The sequence below is a fragment of the Pseudomonas sp. 273 genome, from assembly GCF_029201425.1.
In the GTDB taxonomy this organism is placed as follows: Bacteria; Pseudomonadota; Gammaproteobacteria; order Pseudomonadales; family Pseudomonadaceae; genus Pseudomonas; species Pseudomonas delhiensis.
Genome location: NZ_CP116775.1, coordinates 7465709 through 7477410 on the forward strand (window position 1 = coordinate 7465709; position 11702 = coordinate 7477410).

Sequence of the window (11702 nt, forward strand, 5' to 3'; positions counted from 1 at the left end):
TATGCGCCCTACGGGGGAGCGACGCGATACCCATCAACCCGCCAGCAACCAAACCCCGGCACCGGCCGAAGCCAGGCCCGCCACACGCACCAGCGGCGCCGCGGCCTGCGGCAGGAAGCGCACTAGCGCATAGCCCGCGGCATGCAGAGCGGCGGTGGCGCCGACGAAGCCGGCGGCGTAGGCCCAGGGGCTGGACAGTTCCGGCAGCTCCAGGCCGTGGGCGATGCCGTGGGCCAGGGCGAACAGTGCGGTCACCGCCATGGCCAGCGGCAGCGGTGGGCGCACCGCCAGGGCCACGCACAGGCCGAGGGCGAGCACCGAGGCGGCGATGCCGGTCTCGACGAAGGGCAGTTGCACGCCGTCGAAGCCGAGCAGGCCGCCGAGCAACATGGCGCCAACGAAGGTGCAGGGCAGCGCCAGGCGCGCCGCGCCCTGCTGCTGGGCGGCCCAGAGGCCGACGGCGAACATCGCCAGCAGGTGGTCGAGGCCGGTCAGCGGGTGCAGCACGCCGGCGGCCAGGCCGTGGTCGCCGTGGCCGGGGTGGGCGAAGGCGAGAGCCGGGGCGAGGCACAGCGCCAGGGCGAAAAGGCTTTTGCGCAGGGACATGGGAACTCCTGGGTGGGATTGTCTGGGAAACCGCTTCAGGCCGCGCTCAGCAGCCCCTGGCGTTCGATGAAGGCGATGATCTCGTCCAGCCCCTGGCCGGTCTTCTGGTTGCTGAACACGAAGGGCCGCTCGCCGCGCATCTTCTTCGCGTCGCGCTCCATCACCTCCAGCGAGGCGCCGACCATCGGCGCCAGGTCGATCTTGTTGATCACCAGCAGGTCGGACTTGCAGATGCCCGGGCCGCCCTTGCGCGGGATCTTGTCGCCGGCGGACACGTCGATCACGTACAGCGTCAGGTCCGACAGCTCCGGGCTGAAGGTGGCCGAGAGGTTGTCGCCGCCGGACTCCACCAGGATCAGCTGCAGCCCGGGGAAGCGGCGGTTGAGCTGGTCCACCGCCTCCAGGTTGATCGAGGCGTCCTCGCGGATCGCCGTGTGCGGGCAGCCGCCGGTTTCCACGCCGATGATCCGCTGCGGCTCCAGCGCCTCGTTGCGCACCAGGAACTGCGCGTCCTCCTGGGTGTAGATGTCGTTGGTCACCACGGCCAGGTCGTAGCGCTCGCGCAGGGCGCGGCACAGGGCCAGGGTCAGGGCGGTCTTGCCGGAGCCCACCGGGCCGCCGATGCCGACGCGCAGGGGTTGGGAGTTCATGCTGGGTTCTCCTAGGAACGGAACAGACGGCTGTATTGCGATTCATGGGCCATGCTCGCCAGGGCCAGGCCGAAGGGCGCGCCACCGGGCGCGTCCTCCGCCAGCGCGGCGGCGCAGGCCCGCTCGAGTTCGGGGAGCAGGCGCGAGGTGAGTTTCTGCGCGGCCAACTGGCCCAGGGGCAGGGCCTTCATCAGCACCGCGAGCTGGTTCTCCGCCCAGCTCCACAACCAGGCGCCCAGCGCCTGCTCCGCATCCAGGCCCCAGGCCCGCGCGGCCAGGGCCCAGGTGGCGGCCAGGGAGGGCTCCGGCTGCGCGGCGAGCCAGGCGCGGGCCGCTTCGTCCAGTTCGGGCAGGGCCGCCAGCAACTGGGCGAGGGAGAAGCCCATCTGCCGGCTTTCCAGGGCCAGCTCGCGGGTCTCGCGGCTGGCGCGGTGGCGCTCGGCGGCGTCGCCCAGGGCCAGCCAGTCGGCGGCCAGCGCGGCGCGCAGCAGCTCGGCTAGCAGCGGGCCCTCGAAGCGCGCCAGGTTCAGCTGCAACTGGTCGGCCAGCCAGGCGAAGGCGCTTTCGGCATCCGTCACCAGGCCGTGTTCCAGCGCCGCTTCCAGGCCCTGGGAATAGCTGTAGCCGCCGATGGGCAGCTGCGGGCTGGCGAGGCGCAGCAGGGGCCAGAGGCCTGTGCCGGTCACTTGCGTACCCCGAACTGGTGCAGCTTCGGCGCGTAGTTGAACTCCGCATCGCCCTGGTGCGAATGGTGGTGCCCGCCGCCGTAGGCGCCATGCTCGGGCTGGAACGGCGCCTCGATGCTTTCCACCGTGGCGCCCAGCTGGTCGAGCATGGCCTTGAGCACGTAGTCGTCCAGCAGGCGCAGCCAGCCCTCCCCAACCTGCAGCGCCACGTGGCGGTTGCCCAGGTGGTAGGCGGCGCGGTTCAGCTCGCGAGGGTTGGCGCAGGTCACGTGCATCAGCTGCTCGGGCGCGGCGCATACGCGCACCACGCGCCCGTCGTTGGCCAGCAGGCAGTCGCCATCGGCCAGCGGCGGCTGGCCGCGTTCGAGGAACAGGCCGACGTCCTCGCCGTCGCGGGCGTAGCAGCGCAGGCGGCTCTTGCTGCGCGCCTCGTAGTTCAGGTGCAGTTCGGCGTCCCAGCGGTCGCGGGGCTCGATGCGTTGGTGGATGACCAGCATGACGGTGTCCGGCAGTAGGCAATGGCCGAGCTACAGCAAGGGCCTTGCCAGGGGCGGGCGCGGCCAGCAACGGCGGGACCTGGGCGGGCTGTCCGAGTGATCAGGAATGGTGCGCGTGCGCGTTGCTGGTGCGCACGCAAATGGTGCGCACCAATGCGGGGCGGAATGGGCTTTTCGTAGGATCGAGGGGGGCGCCTAGCTCTTGCTCGCGAAGGGGGCTGGCCGGTGACGTTGGTGTTCGGGGTTTGGCTCCATTCCCTCTCCCTAACCCTCTCCCTGAAGGGAGAGGGGACCGTTCGGTGTGCCTGGATGCTCTGGAGTTCGCCGGATGCTGTGATACCCGGCTGAAGCCTTGCTGTCAGCCGGCACGGACTAGCCCCCTCTCCCTTCAGGGAGAGGGCTGGGGAGAGGGAGCGGAGTTGAACCCGTGCGCAGGTACCACCGGCTGGTTCGCGAGCAAGCTCGCTCCTACAAGGAGGCCCAGCCTCAACCCTCTCCCTTCAGGGAGAGGAGACCGTTCGGTGTGCCTGGATGCTCTGGAGTTCGCCGGATGCTGTGATACCCGGCTGAAGCCTTGCTGTCAGCCGGCACGGACAGGCTCCCTCTCCCTTCAGGGAGAGGGTTGGGGAGAGGGGCGGAGTTGAACCCGTGCGCAGGTACCGCCGGCTGGTTCGCGAGCAAGCTCGCTCCTACAAGGAGGCCCCAGCCTCAACCCTCTCCCTGAAGGGAGAGGGGAGCGTTCGGTGTGCCTGGATGCTCTGGAGTTCGCCGGATGCTGTGATACCCGGCTGAAGCCTTGCTGTCAGCCGGCACGGACTAGCCCCCTCTCCCTTCAGGGAGAGGGTTGGGGAGAGGGGCGGAGTTGAACCCGTGCGCAGGCATCACCGGCTGGTTCGCGAGCAAGCTCGCTCCTACAAGGAGGCCCCAGCCTCAGCCGCGCGGCTCGATGCCGTGCCAGTGCTTGGCGCCGATCATGATGAAACGCAGCTGCTGGGTGACCTTGGCCTCGGGCGTCAGGTGCGCCGGCAGCGCCTCGGCCGGCGCGTCGATCAGCTCGGGCAGGGTGGCGAACACCGTCTTCACCACCAGGTCGGCGATCACGTCGAGGTCCCGGGCCTGCAGGTGCGGCAGCTTGTTGAGCAGCGCCAGGTCCGCCGCCAGGTCGTCGGTGATGCGCTGGCGCAGGGTGCCGATGGCCTGGCGGATGGGCAGCGAACCGCCGTACTGCTCGCGGGCCAGGAACAGGAACTGGGTGCGGTTGGCGCTGACCGCGTCGAGGAAGATGCGCACCGAGGCCTCGATCACCCCGCCCAGCTCGAACTCGTTGCGCCGCACCACGCGCAGGGTCTGGCGGAAGGTCTCGTCGACGTCGGCCACCAGGGCCAGGCCGAGGGCGTCCATGTCGGCGAAGTGCCGGTAGAAGCCGGCCGGGACGATGCCGGCGGCGCGCGCCACCTCGCGCAGGCTCAGGCTGCCGAAGCCGCGGCCGCTGTCCATCAGGCCGCGCGCGGCATCCATCAGGGCCTGGCGGGTCTGCTGTTTCTGTTCGGCGCGGGGAGAGGACATCGGGGCTTCCATGGCGTGGGGCCCCGGCACTCTAGCAAATGGCCGGGGAAATCGGCGACTGCGCCGATGGCTTCAGTGAACGATTGTTGACTGAAAAGTGGCGGCATGCCAGTTTAGTGAACAAGTGTTTACTGTCTGGATGCCGTCCATGTCCCTGCTTCCCCTGGCCTGGCTGCGCGCCTTGCGCCCGCTGCTCGGCCCCCTGCGCGCGCTGGTGCGCCGGCATTGGCTGCGCGAGGCCGACGTCGATGCCGTGCTGGCCGCGTTCAACCCGGCCTGGGCGCTGAACCGGGTGTTCGCCCGCGTCGAAGGTCGCCAGTGGGTGGCCTACGACATGCTCGCCCTGCGCCTGCGGCCCAACGCCAACTGGCGCGGCGCGCGGCCGGGCCAGCACCTGCAACTGTTCGTCGAGCACGACGGCGTGCGCCTGGGGCGCAGCTACAGCCTGATCGCCGAGGTGGACGGCTGCCTGGAGATCGCGGTGAAGCTGCAGCCCGGCGGGCGCGTCTCGCCGCTGCTGCTGGGCCGGCTGTGCGTGGGCGACGTGCTGGAGCTGGGCGCGCCGGGCGGCGAGCTGCACTGGCCGCAGGACGAGCGCGGCGTGCTGCTGCTGGCCGCCGGCAGCGGCCTGACGCCCTTGCTCGGCCTGCTGCGCCAGGCCCTGGCCGACGGCTACCGCGGCCCGGTGACGCTGCTGCACTACGTGCGCGAACGCAGCCAGCGCGCCTTCGTCGACGCCCTGCAGGCTCTGGCCCGCGAGTACCCCAACTTCAGCCCGCGCTGGGCCATCAGTGGCGGCGCGGCGGCGGCCGGCGAACTGCGGGGCCGCTTCCGCGCCGAGCATCTCGATGGCCTGGCCGGCGAGCACGTGCTGGCCTGCGGCCCGGCCGGCTTCGTCGGCGCCGTGCGCGACACCCTCGCACCCCGCGCCGCCAGCCTGCAGTGGGAAGCCTTCAGCGCGCCGGCGTGGTCCACCGACGAGGCCCGCCGCGAGGTCCGCCTGCACTTCGCCCGCAGCGGCCGCCAGGCTGCCGGCGACAACCAGCGCAGCCTGCTGGAGCAGGCCGAGGCCGCCGGCCTGCGCCCGGCCCACGGCTGCCGCCAGGGCATCTGCGCCAGCTGCACCTGCACCCTGCTCGCCGGCAGCGTGCGCGACCTGCGCAGCGGCGCGCTGCACAGCGAGCCGCAACAGCCCATCCGCCTTTGCGTCAGCGCCCCGCAGGGCGACGTCAGCCTCGACCTCTAGCCTCTTTCGGAACCCCAGCATGCGCGAAGACCGCGACCTCACCCCGGCCGAGCTGGCCGCCTTCGGCGCCGAACTGGACGCCCTGCGCCAACGCACCCTGGACGACCTCGGCGCGGCCGACGCCCGCTACATCCGCCGCGTGCGCAGCGCCGTGCGCGCCTGCTGCTGGAGCGGCCGCGCCTTGCTGCTGCTCGGCTGGTTCCCGCCCACCTGGCTGCTCGGCAGCCTGCTCCTGGGCCTGGGCAAGGTCCTCGAGAACATGGAGCTGGGCCACAACGTCATGCACGGCCAGTACGACTGGATGAACGACCCGGAATTCGCCGGCCGCCAGTACGAATGGGACATCGCCGGCCCGGCCGACTTCTGGCGGCACACCCACAACCACATCCACCACACCTACACCAACGTCCTAGGCAAGGATGACGACGTCGGCTACGGCGTGGTGCGCCTGTTCCCCGAGCAGAAGTGGAAGCCCTTCTACCGCTGGCAGCCGCTGTGGGTGACGCTGCAGGCCGTGCTGTTCCAGTACGCCGTGGCCATCCAGCACCTGCGCCTGGACAAGTACTTCAAGGGCCGCCTGGGCAAGGACGAACTGCGCCCGCTGCTGCGCCAGTTCAATGCCAAGCTCGGCCGCCAGTGGGCCAGGGACTACCTGGCCTTTCCCCTGCTGGGCCTGCTCGGCGGTGGCTTCTGGGCGGTGTTCTGCGGCAACGCCCTGGCCAACCTGCTGCGCAACCTGTGGACCTTCACGGTGATCTTCTGTGGCCACTTCACCGAGAAGGCCGTGGTGTTCCCGGCCAGCGTGCTGCAGGGCGAGAGCCGCGGCCACTGGTACCTGCGCCAGCTGCGCGGCTCCAGCAACCTGGAGGGCGGGCCGCTGCTGCACCTGCTCACCGGCAACCTCAGCCACCAGATCGAGCACCACCTGTTCCCCGACCTGCCGGCGCGCCGCTACGCCGAACTGGCCCGCGAGGTGCGCCAGATCGCCGCGCGCTACGGGCAGACCTACAACAGCGGGCGCCTGTCGCGGCAATTCGCCACGGTGCTGCGGCGGATCTGGGTCTACCGCTTGCCCTCTGTGGTCTGAGGCGAAATCCGGCTTGTAGGAATAGTCCTAAAAGTAACGTCAGTCGCCGAATGACACTCCCTTGGCATCAAGTGGCCATGTTTTAATCAGGTCAGTTTGTAACCGGATGTCGTACTCGAGGGATCGAAGGGATGCAGTCCATTTCCCGTTTCTGGATGCCGGGCCTCGCCCTGGCCGTCGTTCTTGATGTTTCCGCCGCGCCCCTGCCCACCACCCCGGGCGACCGCGACCTGCAGCGCGACCGCCAGGAGCAGCTGCTGCGCGAACAACAGAAGCGCCTGGAAGAGCTGCAGCAGCTGCCCGGCAAGGCTGCGCCGCAGGCTCCCGCCGCGCAGCCGGCCGACACGCGCTGCTTCGACATCCGCGAGATCACCCTGGAAGGCGCCGGGCACCTCGCCGCCTCCACCCGCGAGCGCCTGCTGGCGCCCTACCGCGGCCAGTGCCTGGGCGTGGCCCAGCTCAACGAGCTGCTCCGGACGACCACCGACCACTACCTGGCCCGCGGCTTCGTCACCACCCGCGCCTACCTGCCGCAGCAGGACCTCTCCGGCGGCACGCTGAAGATCATCGTGGTCGAGGGCCGCCTGGAAGGCTTCGACGACTCCGCCGTGGCCAGCCCGCGGGAACTGGCCATGGGCTTCCCCGGCAAGGCCGGCGAGCTGCTCGACCTGCGCGAGCTGGAACAGCTGGTGGACCAGGTCAACCGCCTGCCCTCGCGCCAGGCGCAGCTGGAGCTGGTGCCCGGCGAGCAGGTCGGCGGCAGCCGCGTGCAGCTGGCCGGCGAGCGCGGCAAACCCTGGCGCGTCTCGGCCTTCCGCGACAACAACGGCGACCGCAGCAGCGGCGAGCAGCAGGCCGGCCTGGGCCTGGACTGGGACAGCCCGCTGGGCCTGGCCGACCAGCTCGGCCTGCGGGTGGCCGAGGACGTGGTCAGCGACCACTGGAAGCACTCCGACAACCAGGGCCTGTTCTACAGCCTGCCCTACGGCTGGTGGACCTTCCGCTACAGCTACAACCAGAGCTACTACCGCACCCGCAACGAAGGCAGCGGCTTCGCCTTCAAGCTCGACGGCGACAGCCGCTCCCACCAGTTCGGCGCCGAGCGCGTGCTGCACCGCGACAGCCTGAGCAAGACCGCGGTCAACTTCGGCCTGGCCCACGTGCGCTCGAACAACTACATCGACGACGAGAAGATCGGCGTCTCCAGCAGCCAGATCACCGAGAGCCAGCTGGGCTTCAACCACGGCCGGCGCATCGGCAGCGCCTTCGTCAACCTCGACGCCGGCTGGCAACAGGGCATAGGCGCGCTCGGCGCCCAGGGCGAGCACGAGCCGCGGCCGGGCCAGCCCCATGCCCGCTACGACAAGTACACCCTCACCCTCAGCTACCTGCAGCCCTTCCAGCTGTGGGGCGAGCACTTCAGCTTCGACGCCCTGGCCACCGCGCAGCAGAGCGAGGACGTGCTCTACAGCCCGCAGCGCATCAGCCTGGGTGGGCTCAACTCGGTGCGCGGCTTCAAGGACCAGAGCCTGTCCGGCGACAGCGGCTACTACTGGCGCAACCAGCTGCGCTGGCGCCGCCCGGTGACCTGGGCGGCGCTGCAGCCGTGGTTGCAGGAGTACGGCCTGGGCTACGGCTACGACTTCGGCGCCATCGAGAACGGCCGCCACAACCCCGAACTGCACGGCCGCCTGAGCGGCCACGCGCTGGAGTTCAACGCCCGCGGCCAGTACCTGGCCGCGACCCTGAGCTTCGCCCGCTCCCTGGAGCGGCCCGGCGTGATCGACAAGCGCGAACACCCGGTGTACTTCCGCGTCGACCTGTTCTTCTGATATTGCGCCCCGCGCCACGGAGACCGAGATATGGACATCCGCCGCCCCCTCCACCAGGCCATCGCCAGCGCCCTGGCCGGCATCCTGTTCCTCAACCCCATAGTCGCGGCCGCCGCCCAACTGGCGGTGGATGCGGCCGCCGGTGGCAACACACAGCTCGGCGCGGCAGGCAACGGCGTGCCCATCGTCAACATCGCCACGCCCAATGGCGCGGGGTTGTCGCACAACAAATTCAGCGACTACTCGGTGGGCCAGCAGGGCCTGATCCTCAACAACGCCACCGGCAAGACCGCCAGTACCCAGCTGGGCGGGATCATCATCGGCAACCCCAACCTCAAGGGCCAGGCGGCGCAGAAGATTCTCAACGAAGTCACCGGCGGAAGCCCCTCGCAGCTCAAGGGCTACACCGAGGTGGCGGGGCAGGGCGCCCACGTCATCGTCGCCAACCCCAATGGCATCACCTGCAACGGCTGCGGCTTCATCAACACCCCGCGCGCCACCCTCACCACCGGCAAGCCGATCCTGGCCGGCGAACGCCTGCAGGGCTACGACGTGGACGGCGGCGAGATCGCCGTCGAGGGTGCCGGGCTCAACGCCAGCAACCTCGACCGCTTCGAGCTGATCACCCGCAGCGCCAGGCTCAACGCCGACCTGTACGCCAAGCAACTGACCGTAGTGGCCGGGCGCAACCAGGTGGACGCCGAGACCCTGGCCGCCAGCGCCAAGGCCGACGACGGCCGCGCCAAGCCGCAACTGGCCATCGACAGCGCGGCCCTGGGCGGCATGTACGCCAACACCATCCGCCTGGTGGGCACCGAGCAGGGCGTGGGCGTGAAGCTGGCCGGCAACATGGCGGCCAGCGCGGGCGACATCCGCATCGACGCCAACGGCAAGCTGGAACTGGCCCAGGTGGCGGCCAGCGGGAGCCTCGCCCTGAAGGGCCAGGACGTGGCCCTGAACGGCCCGGCCTATGCCGGCGGCAGCGCGAGCGTGCAGGCCAGTGGCACGTTGAGCAATGCGCAGAGCCTGGCCGCCAGGCAGGGCGTGCAACTGCGGGCCGGTACCCTGAACAACGATGGACAGATCGTCGCCGGCATCGATGGGGAACAGCGTATCCCCGGGCAAGGCCTGGATATCGTCGCCGAAAGCGTCGGCAACCGTGGCCGGCTGGACGCCACCGGCAACCTCAGCGTGGCCGCCGGCACGCTGGACAATACAGGGCAGGCCTATGCCGACCGCATCGGCGTCGACGCCCGCCAGCAACTGGATAACCGCGGGACACTGCAGGGGCGCGAAGTCTCGCTGCGCACCCGCCAGTTCAACAACCTTGGCGCCAGCGCGCAGCTGATCGGCGAGCAGAGCCTGCTGCTCGACGCTCCCGCCATCGTCAACCTGGGCGGGTTGGTCCGCTTCGGCGATGGCCAGGCTGCCGGCCTGAACTTCACCAGCCTGGACAACCGCACCGGTCGCCTGGAAGTGAACGGCGGCAGCCTGACGCTCGCCGGCGGCACGCTGGATAACCAGCAGGGCCGCATCGTCGCTGGCAGCGCCCGGATCGATGCGCAGCGCATCGATAACGCCGGTGGCCTGATCGGTACCAGTAGCGGCGACCTGGTCCTGAACAGCCAGGGCGCGCTGAACAACGCCAGCGGCAAACTCCAGGCCGCGCAAGGCTTGCGGGCGACAGCCGGGGCCGTGGACAACCGGGCGGGAACCCTGGTCGGCGACTCCATCGAACTCGCCGGCAGCAGCCTGGACAACCGCCAGGGTGGCGTGCTCAGCGCGGAGCAGGGTGACCTCGACCTCCGCCTGAGTGGCGCGTTCGACAACGGAACGGGCCTGGGACAGGCCAGCGGCACCCTGCTGCTGGATGTCGGTAGCGTCGCCAACGCCGCCGGCAAGTTGCTGGCGCAGACGCTTGAACTGACCGCCCGAGGGGCTGTGGACAACAGCGGCGGCAGCCTGGCCGCCGAGCGCCTGAGCCTGAATGCCCAGGCCTTGGCCAACCGCAATGGGCGGGTGCAGGCCGACTCGGCCCTGGTCCTCGGCGCTGGCGATCTCGACAACGCCAACGGCCTGCTGCTGGGTGGCACATTGCAGGCCGACCTCGCCAGCATCAGCAGCAACGCCGGCGGCACGCTGAGCGCCGACGGCTTGCTGAAGCTGACCGTGGCGCAGGCATTGAACAACGCACTGGGGCGCCTGCAATCGGTGCAGGGCAACCTGGATGTCACGGCAGGCAGCCTGGACAATCGCCAGGGAGCCCTGGCCGGCGCCCAGTTGCTGCTGCGCGCCGGCGGGACGCTGGACAACCGCGGCGGCCGTATCGTGGGCGACGGTGTCCAGGCGAATGCCGCCAGCATCGACAACAGCGACCAGGGTCTGCTGGTGGCGGGCGCGGAAGGCCTGGTGCTCACGGCGCAGCAGCGCCTGTCCAACGACCAGGGCCGTATCCAGAGCGATGCCGGCCTGCGGCTCGTAGCGCCGCAGCTGGAAAACCGTGGCGGCGTAGTCCTTGGCCAGCGCGTCGAGCTTGAAGGCGGCAATCTGGACAACAGCCAGGGCGGTGCCGTGGTCGGCAATGGCGACCAGGTGCGCCTCAGCCTCGATGGCGTCCTGAACAATTCCACCGGCCTGATCGACGCAGGCGACCAGGCTCTGCTGTTCACCCAGGCCGTCGACCAGTTGGACAACCGTGGCGGCACCCTGCGTGGCGAGCGGACCGAGGTGCTTGCCGGCAGCGTCGACAACTCCGCGTCCGGCCGGCTGCTGGCGGGCGCCGCGGGCCTTTCCCTGACGGCCGCTTCGCTGAACAACCAAAGGGGCCTGGTCCATGCCCAGGGCGGTGATGTAACCGTCGAACTAGGGGCGGGCAGCCTGCAGAACCAGGCCGGCACCGTGCAGGGCGACAGCGTCGCCATCACGGGCGCGGCCCTGGACAACAGCCAGGCCAATGGCGAGGCCGGCATCATCGCCAGCCTGCTCGGCAAGCTCGAACTGGTGGTTGGCAACCTCGTCAACCGGGGTGGCCAACTGTTCGGCAAAGGCGACCTCAGCGTCACCGGCAACACGCTGGACAACGGCGGTGGCCAGCTCAGTGGCAGCCGTGTCGTGCTCGCCAGCAGCGGTACGCTGAACAACCAGGGCGGCCTGATCGAATCGGCCACCACCCTCGAGCTGGACAGCGGGGCGCTGGACAACAGCCAGGGCGGGCGCCTGCGCGCGCTCGGCGGCGACAGCAGCCACATCCGCAGCACCGGCCAGCTGAACAACCAGGGCGGGAACATCGGCGTTGCCAGCCAGGCCTTCGAACTGAACAGCGGCACCACCCTGCTCAATGGCCAGGGGCAGATCCAGCATGCCGGTACCGGCCTGTTCCGCCTGGGCGCGGGCAGCCTGGTCGGTGCGGGTTCGCTCACCGGCCTGGGCAGCGGGCAATGGCAGCTCGGCAGCCTCTCTGGCGTCGGCCAGATGCGCCTGAACGGCGCCCTCGACCTGCACGTGGACCAGGGCTGGACCTCGCCGCCGCGAG

General features: G+C 70.2%; 9 protein-coding genes. 3 read left to right on the forward strand and 6 right to left on the reverse strand.

Going from position 1 to position 11702, the window contains the following annotated elements; translation table 11 throughout:
* Positions 1 to 33: 33 nt before the first annotated feature.
* The 5 genes from PKO50_RS33985 to PKO50_RS34005 all read right to left on the reverse strand — a co-directional run bounded on the left by PKO50_RS33985 (position 34) and on the right by PKO50_RS34005 (position 4005).
* Positions 34 to 606 carry a HupE/UreJ family protein gene (locus PKO50_RS33985; protein WP_109935966.1) on the reverse strand — a complete coding sequence of 191 codons (573 nt, stop codon included), beginning with the start codon at positions 604 to 606 and terminating at the stop codon, positions 34 to 36.
* 35 nt (positions 607 to 641) lie between these two features.
* The gene (ureG, locus tag PKO50_RS33990; RefSeq protein ID WP_109935965.1) at positions 642 to 1256 is read right to left on the reverse strand and encodes an urease accessory protein UreG; all 615 of its coding nucleotides are present in this window, start codon (positions 1254 to 1256) and stop codon (positions 642 to 644) included.
* A gap of 11 nt (positions 1257 to 1267) precedes the next feature.
* Positions 1268 to 1942, reverse strand: coding sequence for an urease accessory UreF family protein (locus PKO50_RS33995; protein ID WP_275628452.1), 675 nt, complete (start codon positions 1940 to 1942; stop codon positions 1268 to 1270).
* Positions 1939 to 2439: an urease accessory protein UreE gene (ureE, locus tag PKO50_RS34000; protein ID WP_109935963.1), complete on the reverse strand. Its 501-nt coding sequence runs from the start codon at positions 2437 to 2439 to the stop codon at positions 1939 to 1941. The genes PKO50_RS33995 and ureE overlap by 4 nt, the downstream gene beginning before the upstream one ends.
* A gap of 930 nt (positions 2440 to 3369) precedes the next feature.
* Positions 3370 to 4005, reverse strand: a complete 636-nt coding sequence (locus tag PKO50_RS34005) for a TetR family transcriptional regulator (protein WP_275628453.1) — start codon at positions 4003 to 4005, stop codon at positions 3370 to 3372.
* Positions 4006 to 4153: 148 nt separating this feature from the next.
* Between PKO50_RS34005 and PKO50_RS34010 the strand changes: the two genes are divergently transcribed.
* The 3 genes from PKO50_RS34010 (at position 4154) to PKO50_RS34020 (ending at position 8170) form a co-directional block, all read left to right on the forward strand.
* Positions 4154 to 5251, forward strand: coding sequence for an iron-sulfur cluster-binding domain-containing protein (locus PKO50_RS34010; protein ID WP_275628454.1), 1098 nt, complete (start codon positions 4154 to 4156; stop codon positions 5249 to 5251).
* 19 nt (positions 5252 to 5270) lie between these two features.
* Positions 5271 to 6338: a fatty acid desaturase gene (locus tag PKO50_RS34015; RefSeq protein ID WP_275628455.1), complete on the forward strand. Its 1068-nt coding sequence runs from the start codon at positions 5271 to 5273 to the stop codon at positions 6336 to 6338.
* 131 nt (positions 6339 to 6469) lie between these two features.
* Positions 6470 to 8170: a ShlB/FhaC/HecB family hemolysin secretion/activation protein gene (locus tag PKO50_RS34020; protein WP_275628456.1), complete on the forward strand. Its 1701-nt coding sequence runs from the start codon at positions 6470 to 6472 to the stop codon at positions 8168 to 8170.
* 2862 nt (positions 8171 to 11032) lie between these two features.
* On the opposite strand, the gene PKO50_RS34025 is transcribed toward PKO50_RS34020, so the two are convergent.
* Positions 11033 to 11671, reverse strand: coding sequence for a hypothetical protein (locus PKO50_RS34025; protein WP_275628457.1), 639 nt, complete (start codon positions 11669 to 11671; stop codon positions 11033 to 11035).
* Between the last annotated feature and the right edge of the window lie 31 nt (positions 11672 to 11702).